At 71.1% G+C, this 19,292-nt stretch carries 20 protein-coding genes; 10 read left to right on the forward strand and 10 right to left on the reverse strand.

Annotated features, from left to right (window positions below):
• Positions 1–4: 4 nt before the first annotated feature.
• Complete coding sequence (locus K4B79_RS14170) at positions 5–778, reverse strand: helix-turn-helix domain-containing protein (RefSeq protein WP_308280434.1); 774 nt, start codon at positions 776–778, stop codon at positions 5–7.
• 871 nt (positions 779–1,649) lie between these two features.
• Here K4B79_RS14170 and K4B79_RS14180 point away from each other — a divergent pair.
• Positions 1,650–1,865 (forward strand): tetratricopeptide repeat protein, encoded by a 216-nt coding sequence (locus K4B79_RS14180; protein WP_374208465.1) that lies wholly within the window; start codon positions 1,650–1,652, stop codon positions 1,863–1,865.
• Between the two features lie 73 nt (positions 1,866–1,938).
• Here the strand turns inward: K4B79_RS14180 and K4B79_RS14185 are convergent, their stop codons facing one another.
• From K4B79_RS14185 to K4B79_RS14195, 3 genes are read right to left on the reverse strand one after another with little or no spacing between them, the layout of a single operon-like run.
• Complete coding sequence (locus K4B79_RS14185; protein WP_232026881.1) at positions 1,939–2,793, reverse strand: carbohydrate ABC transporter permease; 855 nt, start codon at positions 2,791–2,793, stop codon at positions 1,939–1,941.
• A gap of 5 nt (positions 2,794–2,798) precedes the next feature.
• A complete protein-coding gene (locus K4B79_RS14190; RefSeq protein ID WP_232026882.1) occupies positions 2,799–3,683 on the reverse strand; it encodes a carbohydrate ABC transporter permease in 885 nt (294 codons plus the stop codon).
• Entirely contained in the window at positions 3,680–5,056 is a 1,377-nt protein-coding gene (locus K4B79_RS14195) for an extracellular solute-binding protein (RefSeq protein ID WP_232026883.1), read from the reverse strand. Before K4B79_RS14195 ends, K4B79_RS14190 begins: the two co-directional genes overlap by 4 nt.
• 169 nt (positions 5,057–5,225) lie before the next feature.
• Between K4B79_RS14195 and K4B79_RS14200 the strand changes: the two genes are divergently transcribed.
• On the forward strand, positions 5,226–5,765 hold the full coding sequence (locus tag K4B79_RS14200; RefSeq protein ID WP_232026884.1) for a hypothetical protein: 540 nt from the start codon (positions 5,226–5,228) through the stop codon (positions 5,763–5,765).
• A gap of 22 nt (positions 5,766–5,787) precedes the next feature.
• Here the strand turns inward: K4B79_RS14200 and K4B79_RS14205 are convergent, their stop codons facing one another.
• Entirely contained in the window at positions 5,788–6,471 is a 684-nt protein-coding gene (locus K4B79_RS14205; RefSeq protein ID WP_232026885.1) for a response regulator, read from the reverse strand.
• Positions 6,468–8,219, reverse strand: coding sequence for an ATP-binding protein (locus K4B79_RS14210; protein WP_232026886.1), 1,752 nt, complete (start codon positions 8,217–8,219; stop codon positions 6,468–6,470). The genes K4B79_RS14205 and K4B79_RS14210 overlap by 4 nt, the downstream gene beginning before the upstream one ends.
• Positions 8,220–8,341: 122 nt before the next feature.
• Here K4B79_RS14210 and K4B79_RS14215 point away from each other — a divergent pair, with 122 nt between their 5' ends.
• The 3 genes from K4B79_RS14215 (at position 8,342) to K4B79_RS14225 (ending at position 10,802) form a co-directional block, all read left to right on the forward strand.
• Positions 8,342–9,769, forward strand: coding sequence for a cation:dicarboxylate symporter family transporter (locus K4B79_RS14215; protein WP_232026887.1), 1,428 nt, complete (start codon positions 8,342–8,344; stop codon positions 9,767–9,769).
• Positions 9,770–10,005: 236 nt separating this feature from the next.
• A complete protein-coding gene (locus tag K4B79_RS14220; protein WP_232026888.1) occupies positions 10,006–10,449 on the forward strand; it encodes a hypothetical protein in 444 nt (147 codons plus the stop codon).
• On the forward strand, positions 10,446–10,802 hold the full coding sequence (locus tag K4B79_RS14225; RefSeq protein WP_232026889.1) for a transcriptional regulator: 357 nt from the start codon (positions 10,446–10,448) through the stop codon (positions 10,800–10,802). Before K4B79_RS14220 ends, K4B79_RS14225 begins: the two co-directional genes overlap by 4 nt.
• Before the next feature lie 21 nt (positions 10,803–10,823).
• On the opposite strand, the gene K4B79_RS14230 is transcribed toward K4B79_RS14225, so the two are convergent.
• A complete protein-coding gene (locus K4B79_RS14230) occupies positions 10,824–11,432 on the reverse strand; it encodes a TetR/AcrR family transcriptional regulator (protein ID WP_232026890.1) in 609 nt (202 codons plus the stop codon).
• A gap of 154 nt (positions 11,433–11,586) precedes the next feature.
• Between K4B79_RS14230 and K4B79_RS14235 the strand changes: the two genes are divergently transcribed.
• The 3 genes from K4B79_RS14235 (at position 11,587) to K4B79_RS14245 (ending at position 14,569) form a co-directional block, all read left to right on the forward strand.
• Complete coding sequence (locus K4B79_RS14235; RefSeq protein WP_232026891.1) at positions 11,587–13,263, forward strand: MFS transporter; 1,677 nt, start codon at positions 11,587–11,589, stop codon at positions 13,261–13,263.
• Between the two features lie 95 nt (positions 13,264–13,358).
• Positions 13,359–14,144 carry a DUF2127 domain-containing protein gene (locus tag K4B79_RS14240; RefSeq protein ID WP_232026892.1) on the forward strand — a complete coding sequence of 262 codons (786 nt, stop codon included), beginning with the start codon at positions 13,359–13,361 and terminating at the stop codon, positions 14,142–14,144.
• Positions 14,141–14,569, forward strand: coding sequence for a VOC family protein (locus K4B79_RS14245; protein WP_232026893.1), 429 nt, complete (start codon positions 14,141–14,143; stop codon positions 14,567–14,569). Before K4B79_RS14240 ends, K4B79_RS14245 begins: the two co-directional genes overlap by 4 nt.
• On the opposite strand, the gene K4B79_RS14250 is transcribed toward K4B79_RS14245, so the two are convergent.
• Positions 14,550–14,990: a MarR family winged helix-turn-helix transcriptional regulator gene (locus K4B79_RS14250; protein ID WP_232026894.1), complete on the reverse strand. Its 441-nt coding sequence runs from the start codon at positions 14,988–14,990 to the stop codon at positions 14,550–14,552. The genes K4B79_RS14245 and K4B79_RS14250 overlap by 20 nt on opposite strands.
• A 110-nt stretch (positions 14,991–15,100) precedes the next feature.
• Between K4B79_RS14250 and K4B79_RS14255 the strand changes: the two genes are divergently transcribed.
• Both K4B79_RS14255 and K4B79_RS14260 read left to right on the forward strand, forming a co-directional pair.
• Complete coding sequence (locus K4B79_RS14255) at positions 15,101–15,748, forward strand: maleylpyruvate isomerase family mycothiol-dependent enzyme (protein ID WP_232026895.1); 648 nt, start codon at positions 15,101–15,103, stop codon at positions 15,746–15,748.
• Positions 15,749–15,865: 117 nt separating this feature from the next.
• Positions 15,866–17,437, forward strand: a complete 1,572-nt coding sequence (locus K4B79_RS14260) for an AAA family ATPase (protein ID WP_232026896.1) — start codon at positions 15,866–15,868, stop codon at positions 17,435–17,437.
• A 40-nt stretch (positions 17,438–17,477) separates the two neighbouring features.
• Here the strand turns inward: K4B79_RS14260 and K4B79_RS14265 are convergent, their stop codons facing one another.
• Positions 17,478–18,368, reverse strand: a complete 891-nt coding sequence (locus K4B79_RS14265; protein ID WP_232026897.1) for an aldo/keto reductase — start codon at positions 18,366–18,368, stop codon at positions 17,478–17,480.
• Entirely contained in the window at positions 18,368–19,282 is a 915-nt protein-coding gene (locus tag K4B79_RS14270) for an NAD-dependent epimerase/dehydratase family protein (protein WP_232026898.1), read from the reverse strand. Before K4B79_RS14270 ends, K4B79_RS14265 begins: the two co-directional genes overlap by 1 nt.
• Positions 19,283–19,292: the final 10 nt, after the last annotated feature.

A 19,292-nucleotide genomic window follows, 5' to 3' on the forward strand; every position in this document is an offset into this window, starting at 1 on the left:
GCTCCTAGAGGTCGTTGGCGAGTGTGCGGATGAAGTCGCGTGAGGCGCCTGGGGGGAGCGCCGCTTTCTCGGTTGCGTCGAGCTGGGCCCGGTACTTGCCGAGTTGCGCTTCTGTGTCGATGAACTCCGAGCCGTGGGTGCTGTCCAGTTGCACGGTGTCCAGACGGGGGACGGCGGCCTCGGCGTAGACCACGGATTGTCCGGCGCCGGGGAAGCCGCCTGCTTTGAACGGGATGACCCGGACGGTGACGCTGTCCTGCTCGGACCTGTGCAGCAGGTGCTCCAGTTGGCGCTTGGCCACCGCGGGCCCGCCGAACTCCATACGGAGGGCGGCCTCGTGCACGATCACGTCGAGGGACGGCGGCTCGGGGCGGTCCAGAACCTGCTGCCGGTCGATGCGGTGTGCTGTGCGGAGGTCGATGTCGGACTGGGGCAGGGGTGGGATCACGGCGGCGAAGAGGGCACGTGCGCGTTCCTCGGTCTGGAGCAGCCCGGGTAGATGCACGGTCGTCGCGATGCGCAGGCGCTGGGCGTGCCACTCCAGTTCGGCGATGTCCAGGAAGTCATCGCGGAGTTGACCCCGGTACGCCTCCCACCACCCCTTCTCGCGGCTGCTCGCCATGGCGGCGAGTGCCTCGACGAGTACCTGGTCCGTGCAGCCGTAGTTCTTCGCGAGGGTGCGTACTCGGTCGGGGCTGATGCCGGAGCGGCCGGACTCCATGTTGGGCACGTTGGTGCGGGGGACGTTCAGCAGGCCGGCGGCGTGTTCCGTGGTCATACCGACCGCGATACGCATCCTGCGCAGCTCTTCACCGAGGCGCCGCTGACGTTCCGTCGGTGTGCTCCTGGGCGGCATGGGTCCCCTCGTGTCCGGCTGTTGACGGGGCCAGTCTGCCTCCGGGGTGTGGGGTTGGTCCAACGAGAGATGCATGGATAGTAGTACACGTACTCCGCTCTTGCTCTACAGTCGGTAAGGGGTCGCTTACGGCGTGACGTCGTCGGAAGTGCATCGCGCGAGCCTGCCCTCGTTCGCGTGACGGAGCCACCAGACGTGCCGCGACTCATTGAACGTCCGTTGGAATCAAGGGAGTTGCCATGTCTGCTGTCGCCGTGACCGTCTCGGCGTGTCCGATCACCGCCGATGTGCCGGAAGCGGCGCCGCCGTCGCCGGAGTCTCTCGCGTACAGCTTCACGCTGCCTGCGGGGCCCATGAGTTCGGGCGTTGCGCGGGCTGCGGCTCGTGTCGCGCTTCGGGCTCATGAGCTGGAGGACATGACTGACGCGGCCGTTCAGGTCGTTGCCGAACTGGTCGCCTGTGCCTGCCGGTTCACGCCTGACGCCGAGGTGTATGTGTCGCTGCGGTTCCGGGACGGGGCGTTGCGGGTGATCCTCTACGACGGGCATCCCCGTCACAGTCACCCGAGGCTGGTCGCGGCTTGCGATGCTCGGCGGCGGGCCGCGCTTCGGGTGCTGGGGTGCGTGGTGCGGGTGTGTGAGGGGGAGTGGGGGTTCGGGGAGGCTCGGGAGCCGGGGGGTGGGACTCGGATGTGGGCGGTTCTGCCGAGGGTGGGGGTGGCGGGGGGATGGGTGGGTTAGGGGAGGGAGTCGGCTTGGGTGCGGGTGTCGGCGGCCTTGGTCGGAGCGTCGCCTTGGGGGACGCCGGTCGGGTGGAGGAGACGATCGACGCCCACACCCGCGCCCGCGACCTGTTCCAGGCCGCCGGGGACCGCCACCGCGAGGGCATGGCGTGGAACAACCTCGGTGTCGCCCTGCGGCAGGCGGGCCGGGCGGGGGAGGCGATCGAGGCGTACGGCAAAGACCTGGAGATCTGCCGCGAGTTCGAGGACTGGTACGGGACCGGTTAGACCCTCGCCAACCTCGCCCTCGTCCACGAGGGCCTCGACCGCCCCGCCGAAGCCCGTGCCCGAGCCGAGCGCCTCACCCCTTAACAGCCCCACCCAACGCAAACCCCCCACCCAACCGCCGCGCCACCAGCACATACAGCAGGATCACCGGCGTCGAGTAGATGATCGAGAACGCGGCGAGCTGGCCGTACGCCACCATCCCGCGGTTTCCGAAGAACTCGTTGATGCTGACCGCCGCCGGCATCTGGTCCGGGGTGAGCAGGAGCATGAAGGGGACGAAGAAGTTGCCCCACATCATGACGAAGGAGAAGACCGTCACCACGGAGACTCCGGGGCCCATGAGGGGGAGGACGATCCGGACCAGGGACTGGAGTGAGGACGCGCCGTCCGTCCAGGCCGCCTCCTCCAGTTCCTTCGGGACGCCGTCCATGAAGTTCTTCATCAGCCAGATGGCGAAGGGGAGTTGGGAGGCGGCGAAGAAGAGGATCGTGCCCTGCATGGTGTCGATGAGGTCGACCTGCACGAACAGGGCGTACACCGGCACCATGATCGCCGTGATGGGGAGGCTCGTCGCGAAGATGATCGTGAGGAGGAACGGGCGGTTGAGACGGGACCTGAAGCGGGACAGCGGGTAGGCCGCGAGGGCCGCGCACACCACCGTCAGGAGGGTCGCGCTCCCGCACAGGATCAGGCTGTTCAGCAGCGGTGTGAAGGTGACGTCCGAGGTCAGGATCGCGTCGAAGTTGTCCAGGGTGAGGCCGTCGGGGGCCTTCACCCGGAGGTCGGCGCGCGGGTCGAGGGCCGAGAGCACCACCCAGGCCAGCGGCAGCATGAAGGCGGCGGCGAGCACCAGCAGCCCCGCGTCGGCGGCCAGACGGCGGCCCCGGCGGCGGTCGGTGAGGGCGAGGCCCAGGTGGTTGAGGGCCATGTCTGTCAGACCTCCGTCCGCAGCAGCCGTATGTAGACGAGCGAGAACAGCGACCCCACCAGCAGCAGAAGCAGCGCCACCGCCGTGGCGTAGCCGATCAGGCTGTTCTGGAAGGCCTGTTCGTACATGAAGAGCGGGAGTGTCTGGCTCTTGTCGCCGGGGCCGCCCCTCGTCATCACCCAGATCAGGCCGAAGACGGACAGCGTCTGGAGGGTGTTGAGCATGAGGTTCGTGCCGATGGAACGGCGGATCATCGGCAGCGTGATGTGCCACATGCGGCGCCAGCCGCCGGCCCCGTCGACCTCGGCCGCCTCCGTGATCTCCTTGGGGATCTCATTCAGCGCCGCCGAGTAGACGAGCATCGAGAACGCCGTCCCGCGCCACACGTTCGCGAAGGACACCGCGAGGATCGGCAGCGTGAACAGCCAGTTCTGGGACGGGAGATGCAGCCAGCCCAGGATGGCGTTCAGCGTACCCTCGCGGCGGAAGAAGGCGTACAGCAGGAATCCGGCCACCACCTCCGGCAGCACCCACGCCGTGATCACGATGCCACCGGTGAGCGTGCGGACCGGCTTCGAGGCGCGCTGCATCAGGGCGGCCAGTGCCAGCCCCAGGGTGTTCTGGCCGATCAGCGACGACAGCACGGTGAAGACGAGGGTGAGCCATACGGCGTTCAGGAACTCCTCGTCCCCGAACGCCTCGCGGAAGTTCTCGAAGCCGACGAACGACGACTGCGCCTGACCGGTGAGCCGCAGGTCGGTGAAGGCGATCCACACGCAGTAGACGATCGGGCCGGCCAGGAAGAGGAGCAGCACGATCAGGGCGGGGGAGACGGGCAGGGCGCGGACGAGCGAGCGACGGAGCTTCGGGGGCGCCGAGGCGGTCGTCACCTCTCGACCACCTGGTTGTCCGTCGCGTCCCTGAGCGCGTCGTCGTAGCCGCTCGCCGCCTCCGCCACCGACAGGTCGCCCGTCGTCACCCCCTCCATCGCCTCCTGGATCGCGACCGAGACCTGCGGGTACGCGGGGAACGCCGGCCGGTAGTGCGTGCTGGCGACGAGATCCGTGAAGAACTCGATGCCGGGCTGCGCCTTCACGTACGCGGGGTCCTCGGCGACGTCCTCGCGTACCGCGATACCGGAGTTGGCGATGTACCACTTCTGCGCGTTCGCCTTCGTCTGCATCGTCTTCACGAACTCGAAGGCGAGGTCGGGGTTGGCCGCCTTGGCCGGGATCGACCAGGTCCAGCCGCCGGACATGCTGACCTTGCCGGGGGCCTGGCCGTGCTGCGTCGGCATCGCGGCGAGCCCCAGCTCCTTCGACCACTCGGGCCACTCATGGCCGCTGCCGGGCAGCCAGTCCTGCGGGAGCCAGGAGCCGTCGAGGGCGATGCCGAGCTTGCCCTGCGGGAGCCAGTCGCCGCGGACGTGGGTCATGACGTTGGGGTCGAGGGCGTCGGGGACGTCCGGGCCGAGCTTCTCCCTGTAGACCGTCTCGACGAAGGTCAGGGCGTCCTTGAAGCCCTGGCTCTTCGCGACCCACTTCTTCGACGCGCGGTCGTAGAGGGGGTCTTGGCTCCCGGCCGCGTCGGTGCCGTAGAGCAGCATCTCGAAGGTCTGCATGGTGGCCGCCTCGCCGACCGGCTTGCCGGTGTAGACGTTGAGCGGGATGACGTCCGGGACCTTCCGCTTGATCGCGCGGGCGGCGTCGAGGACCTCGTCCCAGTTCTTCGGCTGCCAGTCGGCGGGGAGACCGGCCTTCGCGAAGATGTCCTTGCTGAACCACAGGCCACGGGTGTCCGTCCCGTCCGGGACGCCGTACGTCTTGCCGTCCTCGCCCTTCGCGGCCGCCTTCGCCGTGTCCATGAACCGGTTCCAGTCCGGCCACTTGGCGAGGTAGGAGTCGAGGGGCTTGAGATAGCCGCTGGTGATGTCCGAGTTGATCAGGAACGTGTCCTCGTAGACCAGGTCAGGGGCGGTCTTCGCGGACCTGAGCATCTGCTGGAGCTTCGTGTAGTACTCCGAGTCCGGGGCCTTGATCGGGACGAACTCCACCTTCTTGCCGGGGTTCTCCTTCTCGAACTGCTCCTTGATACCGGCGAGATAGTCGTCCATCACGCGGATCGAGTTGTCCGTGGACTGCTTGAACGACACCTTCAGCGTGTCCGGATCACTGCCGGACCCGCCACCGCACGCCGTGAGCGTGGTGACGGCCAGCGTGGCGGCGAGCAGTGGGGTGACTACGGCGGTGGGGCGCACGGGCATGACCTCCTGCGGGCTCACGTCGTTGTGGCGCCGGGTGGCTGCTCGGTGAACGTAAGAGGAGTGGTCTAGTCAGGTCAATGCGTGTGCGGCGGATTCGACGCGGCCAGGGCGAGAACGCCGGGGAGGATCTCCGGCACACTCGTGATGTAGGCCGGGGGAAGGGAAGAACGTGCCGGAACAGGACGTCACCGTCGGGCAGTTGCTACTCGTCGAGTACGAGAGTGTCAAGGGGGAGCAGAGGGCGCGGATCGGGTTCCGGGACAATCTGCTCTATGTGACGCTGGCCGTGGTCGCCGCTGTGATCGCCGCCGCCGCGCAGGCCAAGCGGCCCTCGATGCTGCTCGCGCTGCCGCCGGTGTGTGTCGTGCTGGGGTGGACCTATCTCGTGAACGACGAGAAGATCTCGGCGATCGGCGCCTACGTCCGTGAGGACCTCGGTCCCCGGCTGGCCGCCCTGGCCCAACCCGGTGGCGGTTTCCAGGCGTTCGGCTGGGAGACCGCGCACCGGGGGGATGCCCGGCGCCGGTCCCGGAAGGCCTTGCAGCTGGCGGTGGACCTGACCGCCTTCGGTGCCGTGCCCCTGGCCGCGCTGGTCGTCTTCTGGGCCGACGGCGACGGCGGCCGGCTGCTCGTCGCCATGTCGGTGCTGGAGGCGCTCGCCGTGGCCGGCCTCGCCTCGCAGATCGTGCGGTACGCGCGGGGCGCGTGAACGGGCCGGCCCAGGGCCTGTCCTAGCCCCGCATCCACCGGTACTGCAACTCCGGCCGCCCCACCGCCCCGTACTGCGGACTCCGTGCCGCGCGGCCCGCGTCGACCAGGTGTTCCAGATAGCGGCGGGCGGTGATCCGGGAGATGCCGACCGCCTCGGCCACTCCGGTGGCGGTGAGGCCGGCGGTGGAGTCGCGCAGGGCGACCGAGACGCGCTCCAGGGTCGGGCCGCTCAGGCCTTTCGGCAGGGCCGCGGGGCCCGGGGCCCGCAGGGTCGCCAGGGCCCGGTCGACCTCGTCCTGCCCGCTGGCCTCGCCGGCCGCCGCGTGGAACTCGGCGTAGCGCACGAGCCGGTCCCGCAGGGTGGCGAAGGTGAACGGCTTCAGCACGTACTGCACGACGCCCAGGGACACGCCCTCGCGCACCACCGTCAGATCCCGTGCCGAGGTCACCGCTATCACGTCCGCCTGGTGTCCGGCGGCCCGCAGGGAGCGCGCCAGCTGGAGCCCGTGGCCGTCCGGGAGGTGCAGGTCGAGCAGGAGGAGGTCCACCTCGGTACGGTCCAGCGCGCGGCGCGCCTCCGCGCCGGTGTGGGCCTTGCCGACGGCGGTGAAGCCGGGGACGCGGTTGACGTACATGACGTGCGCGTCGGCGGCGACCGGGTCGTCCTCGACGACCAGGACGCGGATGGGCTGCTCGGGGGTCATGCGTCGCCTCCAGGGACCGTACGACCGGAGACGGCACGGTCGGTTTCCACGGCCCGTTCCGCTTCGAGGGCGCGTTCCGTTTCGACGGTACGCCCGGCTTCCACGGCGCGTTCCTCGGCGTGGCCCGCATCGGGTTCAGCAGGACCTTCCCACGTCCCGAGCGGCAGCCGCACCTCGAACTCGGCCCCGCCCCCGGCCGCCTCCGCCACCGACAGCGTCCCCTCGCGCCGGTTCACGGCCTGGCGGACCAGGGCCAGCCCGAGGCCCCGTCCGCCCGGCCCGGCCGGCTTGGTGGAGAAGCCGCGTTGGAAGACCGTCTCGGCGTGCTCGGGATCGACGCCGGCGCCCGTGTCGGACACTCGGAGCACCAGCTCGCCGCCCTCGGCGTACGCGGTCACCGTCACGCGTGCCCGCACGCTGCCCTGGGCCGCGTCCACCGCGTTGTCGATGAGGTTGCCGAGGATGGTGACCAGGTCCCGGGAGGGGAGGGTGGGAGGGAGGAGGCCGTCGTCGAGGCGGCTGTCCTCGGAGACCACCAGCTCCACGCCCCGCTCGTTGGCCTGCGCGGTCTTGCCCAGGAGGAGGGCGGCCAGGACCGGTTCGCCGACCGCCGCCACCACCTGGTCGGTGAGGGCCTGGGCCAGCTCCAGTTCGGCGGTCGCGAAGTCCACCGCCTGTTCCGCACGGTCCAGTTCGATGAGGGAGACCACGGTGTGCAGCCGGTTCGCCGCCTCGTGGGCCTGTGAGCGCAGCGCCTGGGTGAAACCGCGCTCGGAGTCCAACTCGCCCATGAGGGACTGGAGTTCGGTGACATCGCGCAGGGTGACCACGGTGCCGCGGCGCTCGCCGCCGGACACCGGGGAGGTGTTCACCACCAGCACCCGGTCCGCGGTGAGGTGCACCTCGTCCACCCGGGGTTCGGACGCCAGCAGCGCCCCGGTCAGCGGTGCGGGCAGCCCGAGCTCCGCCACCGACCGGCCGATCACCTCGTCCTCCGAGGACACACCGAGCAGCTCCCGTCCGCCGTCGTTGATCAGCGCGACACGGTACTGCCCGTCCAGCATCAGCAGTCCCTCGCGTACGGCGTGCAGCGCGGCCTGGTGGTAGTCGTGCATGCGGCTGAGCTCGGCCGCGTTCATGCCGTGGGTGTGGCGGCGCAGGCGGGCGTTGATGACGTACGTCCCGACCGCGCCCAGGGCCAGCGCGCCGCTCGCGACGCCGATGAGGGCGGTGAGCTGGCCCGAGACCCGCTTGCTGATCTCCTCCACCCTGATGCCGGCGCTGACCAGGCCCACGACGTCGTCGCCCGACCAGACCGGGGTGACCGCGCGGACCGAGGGGCCGAGCGTGCCGGTGTAGGTCTCGGTGAAGGAGCCGCCCGCCACCGCCGGGGCGATGGTGCCGCGGAAGGGCTTGCCGATCTCGTCCTGGCTGGGGTGGGTCCAGCGGATGCCCTTCGGGTTCATGATCGTGACGAAGTCGACGTCCGCGTCCCGCATCACGCGCAACGCGTAGGGCTGGAGTTCGGCCGAGGGGTCGGCGGTGCCGATCGCCTCCCGCACCGACGGGGCGTCCGCGACGGACCGTGCCACGGCCATGGCCTGGCGCCGCGCGGAGTCCTCGGCCTGGCTGCGGTCACTGACGTAGGTGAACAGCGCGTACCCGGCCACGAGGACCGCTATCAGCACCGCCTGCATGGCGAAGAGCTGGGTGGCCAGGCTCCGGGGTCTCGGGACGGGGATGCGCATGTCGTCAGTCTGCCCCCATGGCTGATTGTGAACTAAATGAACGGAAGGGTGACCGCCCTCACAGGGCGGGGGATAGTCACGGCATTCCCCATCCCATCCGGACGTGAGCCGCACGCCGGTAGATGCCGACGAAGACGTCAAGGAGGGCAGCCGTGGCCGCCAGCACCCCCGAAACGGCCCCCAAAGCCAAACGGGACCGCACGCACTACCTGTACATCGCGGTGATCGTCGCGGTCGCCCTCGGCATCGCCGTCGGTATGATCGCGCCGGACTTCGCGGTCGAGCTGAAGCCCATCGGAACGGGCTTCGTGAACCTGATCAAGATGATGATCTCGCCGATCATCTTCTGCACCATCGTGCTGGGCATCGGCTCGGTACGGAAGGCCGCCAAGGTCGGCGCCGTCGGCGGTATCGCGCTCGGCTACTTCACGATCATGTCGCTGGTCGCGCTGGGCATCGGCCTGGTCGTCGGCAACATCCTGGACCCGGGCACCGGCCTCGCGGTCACCGACGCGGTCAAGGACGCGGGCCAGGCGCAGGTCAGCGCGGAGGCCAAGGACACCACCGAGTTCCTGCTCGGCATCATCCCGACGACGTTCGTCTCCGCCTTCACCGAGGGCGAGGTGCTGCAGACCCTGCTCATCGCCCTGCTCGCCGGCTTCGCGCTGCAGGCCATGGGCAACGCCGGCCAGCCGGTCCTGCGCGGTGTCGAGCACATCCAGCGCCTGGTCTTCCGCGTCCTCAGCATGATCATGTGGGCCGCTCCGGTCGGTGCCTTCGGCGCCATGGCCGCCGTCGTCGGTTCCGCGGGTGTGGACGCGCTCAAGGATCTCGCGCTCCTGATGGTCGGCTTCTACATCACCTGCGTCCTGTTCGTCTTCATCGTGCTGGGCGCGCTGCTGCGGATCTTCACCGGTCTGAACATCCTGAAGCTCTTCAAGTACCTGGGCCGTGAGTTCCTGCTGATCCTGTCGACCTCCTCCTCCGAGTCCGCGCTGCCGCGGCTCATCGCGAAGATGGAGCACATGGGCGTCAGCAAGCCCGTGGTCGGCATCACCGTCCCGACCGGCTACTCCTTCAACCTCGACGGCACCATGATCTACATGACCATGGCCTCGCTGTTCATCGCCGACGCCATGGGTACGCCGATGTCGATCGGTGAGCAGATCCCGCTGCTGCTCTTCCTGTTCGTCGCTTCCAAGGGCGCCGCCGGTGTCACCGGTGCCGGCCTCGCGACCCTGGCCGGTGGCCTCCAGTCGCACAAGCCCGCCCTGGTGGACGGCATCGGCCTGATCGTCGGCATCGACCGCTTCATGAGCGAGGCCCGCGCCCTGACCAACTTCGCGGGCAACGCCGTCGCCACCGTCCTGATCGGCACCTGGACCAAGGAGATCGACCGCGAGCGCGTCGACCAGGTCCTCGCCGGACAGCTCCCCTTCGACGAGAAGACCCTCCTCGACGAGAACGGGCACGAGGGTGACGCCGAGGGCGGCGACGCCTCGACGGAGGTCCCCGAGCAGGGCGGCGACAAGGCCCTCGCCAAGGCCTGACCCCCCGACCGGGACGGGCCCGGCCTGAACCCGGGCCCGTCCCCCACACCGCCGGGCGGCTGAGTACTCCCCCGTTGTTCAGCCGCCCGGCCACCCCGTACCGAGCGACCGGATCACCATGAGGTGACCCGGTCGCTCGGTGTTTCCGTGCCGGAGAGTCTTCCCTTGCCATGATGGAAAGTCGCGGCCTCCTCTTTCCAGACTGGAAACAGGGGAACCGGGGAAGGGCGACCGTGATGGAACCGCAGGACGCGCGCGCGGCGCTCGAACAGGCGGGCGCGGCCCGTGCCCGGATCGTGGCCAGGGCGGTTGGACCGTGGTGGTACTACCCGGGCATCGGCCTCTGCCTCCTCTTCGCCTTCGCCGCCGTGAGCATCGACGGGGACCTGATCCCGTACGGCTTCATGGGGGGCGTCTGGCTCGGCCCGGCCCTGCTCACCATGGCCGCGGGTCACAGCACCGGCGTCTTCCTCGACCGCTTCTACGCGACCCCCGCCATGGGCCGGATCACCTCGGTGCTCGGGCCGACGCTGCCGGCGCCGGCCGCCCTCGGTCTGACGCTGGAGTGGGCCGTGGGGCTGCGCTGGTCGATGGCGGGCTGCGGGGTGCTCGCCCTGCTCGCGGTCGTCGCCGCGGGGCGCCGGCTGGACCGCGCGCTCGTCCGGGAACAGCGGCCGTGACCGTACCCGGACCCGCCGGCCCGGACCCGGCCCTCGACCCGGTGATCCACCCGGTCAACCGGCTCCAGATCTGCTCCATGCTCGCGCCGGTGGACTCCCTCGCGTTCTCCGTGGTCCGCGACGCGCTCGGAGTGAGCGACTCGGTGCTCAGCAAGCAGGTGAAGATCCTCCAGGACGCGGGGTACGCCACCCTGCGCAAGGAACCGCTCAACTCCCGCGTCCGCGCCTGGATCGCGCTGACCCCCGCCGGTCGTACGGCCCTCACGGGCCACCTGGAGGCGCTGGGCCGTATCGCGGACCGGGCGCGCCGGCCCGGCATCGGCGGAACCGCCGGGGAGGGCGGCGGGGTGTGACCGGACGCGGGGCCGCGTCCCTCAGCCGTCCAGCCTCGCCACCAGCTCCGTCGCCCGGGACGCGGGTACGCCCGCCGCGATCAGGACGGTGACCGCGGCGGAGCGGCCCGCCTCCTCGGGGGCGAGGAGGCCGTCGTTGACCGCTTCCATGACGGCGAACAGCATCTGCTCGTGGACGTAGGCCAGGGCGGGCGCGGGCAGGGCTGAGACGAAGACGCCGTCGTCCAGGCCGCGTTGGAGCAGTTCGGTGCAGGTGGTGCGGACGGGGGTGAGGCGCTCGCGGATGCCCTGCATGGTGACGCTGCGCTGGGCGAGCGCCACCAGGATGCGGTAGCGGTCGGCGATCTCCCAGACGGCGAGGACCGAGCCCGCCACCGCCTCGGCCGGGTCCGCGGCGCCCTCCCGCCCCGCCGCGTGCGCGGCCGCCACCGCCTCCACGGCACCGTCGACGAGCGTGCCGATCAGCGCCTCGCGGCTGGGGAAGTGGCCGTACACCGTCCGTCGTACGACGCCGGCGGCGCGCGCGATCTGGTCCATGGACGCGTCGGGGTCGCGCAGCAGCTCGGCGAGGGCGACGTCGAGGATGCGGCGGCGGTTGGTGTCGGCGCGGCTGGGGGTCCCGGTGGTCATGGCTGCCATTCTGCCTGCCCTTCATCGACTTGCACAGTGCTGTGCAAGGGCGTACATTGCACAGTGTTGTGCACTTGCACGCCACTGTGCAAATCGGCCGAGAGGGCCGGTCACGGTGGCGTCCGTCGAGAAGTTGAGGAAGGCGACACCTACCATGCGACTCGTCATGAACGAACCGGTCGAGAGGATGGACCGCCCCTACGCCCGGCGCTGGTGGGCGCTGCTGGTGCTGTGCCTGAGCCTGCTGATCATCGTGATGGCGAACACCGCCCTCACGGTCGCCGCCCCGGACATGACCCGGGACCTCGGCCTGTCCAGCGCCGATCTCCAGTGGGTCATCGACGGCTACACCGTCCCGTACGCGGCGCTGATGCTGCTGCTCGGCGCGATCGGCGACAAGTACAGCCGCCGCGGAGCGCTCCTGCTCGGGCTCACCGTGTTCGGCGCGGGATCCGTCTTCGGCTATCTCGCCGACAGCTCCACCACCGTCATCGCCGCCCGGGCCGTGATGGGCGTCGGCGCCGCGATGATCATGCCGGCGACGCTCTCCCTGCTCGCCGCGAGCTTCCCGCGCGCCGAACGCGCCAAGGCGATCACCGTGTGGACCGCCACCTCCGGGGTGGCCATCGCGGCCGGTCCGCTGGTCGCCGGCGCGCTCCTGGAGGACCACGGCTGGACGTCGACGTTCCTGATCAACGTCCCCGTGGCCGCCCTCGCGATCGTCGGCGCCCTCGTCCTCGTACCGCCGTCCAAGGCCGCCGAGCACGGTCGTATCGACTACGTCGGAGGGCTGCTGTCCGTCGCGTGGATCGGCGCGCTGGTCTACATGATCATCGAGGGCCCGCACTTCGGCTGGCACGCCGAGGCGATCACCGCCGCGGTCGTCGCGGGTGCCGGACTGCTCGCCTTCGTCGTCTGGGAGCTGCGCCACCCGCGCCCCGTCCTGGACGTCCGCCGCTTCGCCGACCGCGGGTTCGCCGGCTCCAACCTCGCCGTCGCCCTGTTCTTCCTGGCCGTCTTCGGCGCCTTCTACTACCTCACCCAGCACCTGCAGTTCGTCCTCGGCTACAGCGCCCTGGACACCGGGCTGCGCATGCTCCCGCTGGCCGGCGCGGTCTTCGTCGGCTCCGCCCTGACCGGCTTCCTCACCCCGCGGATCGGCATGAAGTGGACGGTCACCGCGGGCATGGTCGGCGGCACGGCCGCCCTCGCCCTGCTCACTCAGGTCGACGCGAGTTCGTCGTACGGCGATTTCGTCGCCCCCCTCGTCGTCCTCGGCCTGGCGATCGGCCTCGCCCTCTCGCCCGCCACGGACGCGATCATGGGCGCGTTCCCCGAGTCCGAACTGGGCGTCGGCGGCGCGGTGAACGACACCTCGATCGAGCTCGGCGGCTCGCTCGGCATCGCGATCCTCGGCTCGCTGCTGGCCACCTCCTACTCGGACCACCTCTCGGACGCCACGGCCGGAAGCGGGCTCCCCGCCGCCGCCCTGTCCACGGCCCAGGACTCCGTCGGGGCCGGGTACACCGTCGCGCAGGGCATCGGCGAGCAGGCCCGGCAGGCCGCCGCACAGGCCGCCCGGGCCACCGACCCCCAGCAGGCCGCCCAGCTGAAGGCCCAGGCCGAGCAGCTCGCCGGCGGAGCACGGCAGATGGCCGACGCCGTCGGCTCCTCCTTCTCCGACGCGGTCGCCCACACCAGCCTGGTCGGCGCGGTCGTCCTCGGCGTCGGCACCCTGCTGGTCGCGGTGCTGCTGCCGAACCGCAAGCGCGCCGAGGAAGCCGGGCAGACGGTGGAGGAGACGGACAAGGAGCTGGTGGGCAGCCGCTGACTCACCGGGCTCTTACCCGCCCTCACTAGCCTGCCGTGCCGGAGCGTCCGGCACGGCAGGCTCATGGGCAGGCTCTTTGGGGAGGCGTACGGGGGATGGCGATCGACTGGGACCGGCGGACGTGTGCCCGGCGCGGGCACGTGACGTACGCGCCCGACGAACCCCGGCTGCGCGAGCGGCTGCACACCGACACCGCCCTCGGCGCGGCCTGGCGCTGTCTGCGGTGCGGTGACTTCACGCTGGGCGAGCCGCAGGGTGCGGGACCGGCGGACCGGGCGCCGCTCGTGCCCCGCGGCAAGGTCCTGCGCGATGTGTTCGTCCTCCGCCTCCTGGCCGTCGAGCGGGCGGTGCGCGGGGTGTTCGTCGTGCTGGTGGCGCTGGCGGTGTGGAGGTTCAGCAACCGCCAGGACGCCGTGCGGCGGCTCTTCGACGAGTACCTGGACGTGTTCCGGCCGGTCTTCCGGCACTTCCACTACGACCTCGACCACTCACCCGTCGTCGGCACCGTCCGCAAGACCTTCGGCTACCGGCACGACACGCTCGTCCTGGTGGCGCTGCTCCTGCTGGTCTACGCCCTGATCGAACTCGTCGAGGCGGTCGGCCTCTGGTACGCCAGGCGCTGGGCCGAGTACCTGACGGTGGTCGCCACGGCCGCCTTCCTCCCCCTGGAGATCTACGAACTCACCGAACACGTCAGCGGGTTGAAGATCGCCACCCTCCTCCTCAACCTCCTCGCCGTCCTCTACATCCTCCTGGCCAAGCGCCTGTTCGGCCTCCGCGGCGGCCACCGCGCCTTCGAGGAGGAACGCCACGGCGCCGCACTGCTGGAGGTACGGGAGGCGGCCGCTGTCGGCGCCCGCGCCTGGTCTGGCGAGGCATGACGACACTCAAGCTGATCTCGCTGGGCGTGACGGACGACGAGCGGGCGGGGGAGTTCTGGCGTCGGGCGCTCGGGTACGTGCGGCGGCCCCCGCGGTTCGAGGGGGATGACTGGATCGTCCTGGAGCCCCGGCCGGGGGAGCCCGGCGCCGCGATCGCCATGGACGTGAGTCAGACGCCCGTACAGGAGTTCCCCCGCGTCCACTTCGACCTGGACGCCGGGGACCGCGACCTCGACGCGGAGGTGGACCGCCTGGTGGGGCTCGGGGCGCAGCACGTCGACTGGCCGCACTACCCCGAGCACCTGCCGCCGTCCGCCAGGCCCTACGTCGTCCTGGCGGACCCGGAGGGCAACCGGTTCTGCGTGGAGGGCCACCGGGCGGAGGGCGGCGACCGTCGGGCGGCTCCTAGGCCCACGGGTCCGTGATCTCCCGCAGCAGCGTCAGCGCCTCGCGCAGCTGCTTCATCCGGCGCTTGCCGAGGTGCTCCTCCCACTCGCGCTCCACCTCGGCGACCACCGCGTCGGCGACCTCCTTGGCCGCGTGGGCCTTCGCCGCGCCGCACACCAGGCGGGCGCGCCTGTCGGTGGGGTCCGGGACGCGGGTGACGTAGCCCGCCTTCTCCAGCTGGTCGACCAGGAAGCCGGCCGTCTGCTTGGTGATCTGGGCCTGCTCGGCCAGCTCGGTCAGCCGGGTGCCGTCCGGGCCGATGCGCTGCATGACCCGGGCCTGGGCGGGCGTGAAGTCGTCGAAACCGGCGTCGGCGAGCGCGGCGAAGACACGATTCTCCAGCGCCCGGTACGGGAGGAACAGCAGGACACCCGTGTTGAGCTCGCTTTCCGCCACCACGTCGACGCCTCCTGGACACCGCTCGACCCGTGCTGTGCCACTGCTTGACATTGGTCAGAGTCTCTGACTACTTTGGTCAGAGAAGCTTACCACTTGAGTGGGTGATTCCCATGGGCGTGACGCTGGAGACCGACGAGCTCTGGAAGGTCGTGGACCGCGAGCGGGCGAGTCTGGCGGACCTGCTGGAGAGCCTGAGTCCCGAGGAGTGGGAGACCCGCACGCGCTGCGGCGACTGGCGGGTGCGGGACGTGGCCGCGCATCTGACGATCGCGGCGCGCTTCACCTACGGCCAGGTCGTCCGGGAGATGACCCGCGCCCGTGGGAACTGGAACCGGATGATCCACGACTCGGCGGTCGGCGAGGCCCGGCTGCCCGTCGCCGAGATCACCGCCAACCTCCGTTCGACCATCGGCTCCCGGCGCCTCGCGCCCACCACCTCACCGCGCGAACCCCTCCTGGACCTCCTCGTCCACGGCCAGGACATCGCCCTCGCGCTCGGCCGGACCCGGCAGATGCCCCCGGAGGCCGCCCGTGACGCCGCCGACCGGGTGTGGACCATGCGCTTCCCGCCCCGCCCCTGGCCCCTGCCGAAGGCCCGGCTCGTCGCCACCGACATCGCGTGGGCCCGTGGGGAGGGCGAGGAGATCCGCGGGCCGATCGCGGCCCTGCTCCTGCTGCTGACGGGGCGTCCGGAAGCGGCCCGGGAGTGGTGCGAGCGCGCCGGGGAGCCGTGGACGGGGGTCGCGGCTCCCCGGTGACACCCCCTGCCCGTTTGCGGACTGTTCGCGACCACTTGTCCAAATGCTTTGACCCGCCACCGCGTTCGGGCCCAGGCTGGGTGCCCCGGACGTACGGTCGGACCCACGGAGGCGGGCATGGGGGAGTCGAACGAGGTCGAGATCGTCAGCTCGACGGAGTTCGAGGCCAGGTACGGGGCGGAACGCCAGGCGTCGCCCCTCTCGCTGGACGAGGTCAACGAACTCTTCGTGCAGTTCCTCACGGCGGTGGCCCGTCCGCAGGGCAGGGAAATGGAGGGACGCAACCTCAGTGACCGGCTGCGGGCCCATCTGGGCTCCGACCCCTCCGACTGGCCCGTGGTCAAGGCCGCCTACCCGCCGTACGACCTGCCCAACGTGCATCTCGCCCTGGAGCACTGGTTCGCCGCCGAGGGGCGTACCCACGACCTGATCGGCCTGCGCGGCTCCCGGCACCGCGGCGACCTCGGCCTCGGCGACATCATCGAATCCGCCGGCCGCCACGACCGGTTCACCGTCGGCGCCGTCGACTACGCCCATCTGCCGATCGCCCCCGACGAGGAACTCGCCTGTGTCTCCTGCGGGTTCTACCTCGGCGAGGAGGGCGGCGAGCGGTTCGCGGTGCTGCTGCGCGGCCCCGCGGACGAGTACGGGCGCAACAAGGTGGAGATCGAGGTCATCGCCCGGGAGAAGGAGTTCGCGGACCGGTTCCTCGCCGACATCGACGCCCTCGCGCACGAGCACAACGTCTTCCGCGGTCAGGTCCTGTCCTTCGAGGGCTCGGAGTTCGGCCACGGCCTCGGCCCGTTCCGCTTCCACGCCCGGCCCGGTCTCGCCCGCGAGGGCATCGTGCTCCCCGAAGGCCTCCTCGAACGCGTCGAACGCCAGGTCGTCGGCGTCGCCCGCCGCCGCGAGCAACTGCGCGCCGCCGGCCAGCACCTGCGCCGCGGACTCCTCCTCTACGGTCCTCCCGGCACCGGCAAGACCCACACGATCCGCTATCTCCTCTCCCACCTCCCGCAGTTCACCGTCGTGATCCTCTCCGGCACCGGCATCGACGCCATCGGGCCCGCCTGCGCCCTCGCCCGGATGCTCCAGCCGGCGCTCGTCGTCCTGGAGGACTGCGACCTGATCGCCGAGGCCCGCGACTACGGCGGCGGCGAACAGCCCCTGCTCTTCCAGGTGCTGAACGAGATGGACGGCCTCGGTGACGACACCGACGTGGCCTTCCTCCTCACCACCAACCGCGCCGACCTCCTCGAACCGGCCCTCGTCCAGCGCCCCGGCCGCGTCGACCTCGCCGTCGAGATCCCGCTGCCGGACGCCCGGGGCCGCGCCCGCCTTCTCGACCTGTACGGCTCGGGGCTCGACCTCGACAAGCAGGTCGTGGACGAGGTCGTGGCCCGTACGGAAGGCACGACCGCCTCCTTCACCAAGGAGCTGGTACGGCGCGCCGTCCTCATCGCGGCCGAACGCGAGTCCCCGCGCACCGCCCCCGAGGACGTCCGCGCCGCCCTCGACGAACTCCTCTCCGACCACGACCGCCTCACCCGCCGTCTCCTCGGCGTCCAGGGCGGCACCGACGTGGAGGACGAGGACTGGATGCCGGGGGAGGAACTCGGCGGCACGGGTGGGGTCGCGCGCGCGTACCCGGCTCCGGGCCCCGGCCTGTTCCCGGGCCCGCCCGCCTGAAGGGGCGGGAGTCGTCCCCCGGAGGGCGCTCGACCCCGTCTCACACCCCCGCGCCCTCCTCCAGCCGCGCCAGCTCCTCCGCCGTCAGGTCCAGCTCCGCCGCGGCCGCCGAGGAGCGGATCGTCTCGGGGCGGCTCGCTCCCGGGATGGGGACGACGGTCGGGGATCTGTGCAGCAGCCAGGCGAGACAGACCTGCTGAGGGCTCACCCCGCGCTCCTCCGCCACCGTGTGGAACGCCGTGAAGCGGTCCTGGCCCTCGACCCGGGACGGTCCGTCCAGGGAACTGCGCGCGATACCGCCGAGCGGGCTCCAGGGGAGGAAGGCGAGGCCCAGGGCGGCGCAGAGGGCGAGTTCGGGCTCGCTGTCGCGGACGGCGGGGGAGTACCGGTTCTGTACGGCGACCAGACGGTCGCCGAGGATCTCGCGGGCCACCCGGATCTGTCCGGCGTCCACGTTGGAGAGGCCGGCCAGGCGGATCGTGCCCGCGTCGAGCAGGTCGCGGAGGGCTCCGACCGAGTCCTCGAAGGGCACCGCGGGGTCGGGCTTGTGCAGCTGGTAGAGGCCGATCGCGTCGACACCGAGCCGTTTGCGGGAGGCCTCGGCGGCGGCCTTGAGATGGCGGGGGGTGCCGGTCACCGTCCAGTCGCCGTCGGCGGGCCTGCCGCGGCCGCCCTTGGTCGCGACCAGTACCCCGGAGGTGTCACCGCCGTAGGCCGCGAGGGCGCGGGCGAGAAGCAGTTCGTTGTGGCCGGGGCCGGCGCCGGGGAGGTGGTAGGAGTCGGCCGTGTCCAGGAGGGTCACGCCCGCGTCCAGCGCGGCGTGCACGGTGGCCAGGGCGCGGGCCTCGTCGGGCCGGCCCTCGATGGACAGGGGCATGGCGCCGAGTCCCACGGCGCTCACGCGCAGGCCGCCCAGGGTGCGGTACCGCATCAGGCGTCACCCTTCCCCAGGGTCTCGGCCACCGCGCGCGGCAGCCATCGCCGTACGTCGTCGAAGGCGAACCCCAGCCCGGTGGCACGGGAGTTGTCCATGCCGTAGGAGCGGGCGAAGGCGAAGGGGGAGACCTCGCCGACCTCGACGGGCCGGAAGAGCACCTTGCCGTCGGGGACGTGGGCGGTGACGGCGTCGCAGATCTCCTCGGTGGTCAGCAGGCCGTGGGAGGCCGCGTTGACCGGGCCGGTGAAGTCCTCGCCCACCGTCCAGGCCAGGAAGTCGGCGATCTCCTCGACGTGGAGGTAGGTGGCGGGCCGGTTCACCGCCGGCACGGCGATCGGCGCACCGGCGCGGATGCGGTCGGCGTAGTGCGCGAGGCGTCCGGTGAAGTCGTCGGCGCCGCCCAGGACGTGGGCCACCCGGACGGCCACGTAGGGGAACTCCGGGCCGGCCGCGAGGACCGCCTCGGCCTGCCGCTTGCCCTCGCCGTAGTGGGTGTCGAGGAACTCCGGGTCGTCCCAGGGGAGTCCGAGGTCGACGGGTACGGTCAGCGGGTCCACGGCCGCCTCGCGGACGAGCGCGGGCGAGTCCTCGTACTCGTACACCTCGACCGTCGAGGTCAGCACATAGCGGCGGGTGCGGCCCGCGAAGACCCGGCGGGCCACGTCGGCCTGGCGCGGGGTGTAGCAGACCTGGTCGACGACCACGTCGAACGTGCGCGAACCGAGCGCGTCCCGCAGGGACGTCTCGTCGTCCCGGTCGGCGACCAGGTGCGCCGCCCCGACCACCGGCGGCGACGATCCGCGATTCAGCACCGTCACGCGGTCTCCGGCGGCCAGCAGACGTGCGACGAGCCGCTTTCCGAAGTAGCGGTTACCGCCGATGACCAGTATCTCTCGCCCCTTTTCCATGACCATAATT

The organism is Streptomyces lincolnensis (assembly GCF_021173675.1).
Taxonomy (GTDB): Bacteria; Actinomycetota; Actinomycetes; order Streptomycetales; family Streptomycetaceae; genus Streptomyces; species Streptomyces lincolnensis_B.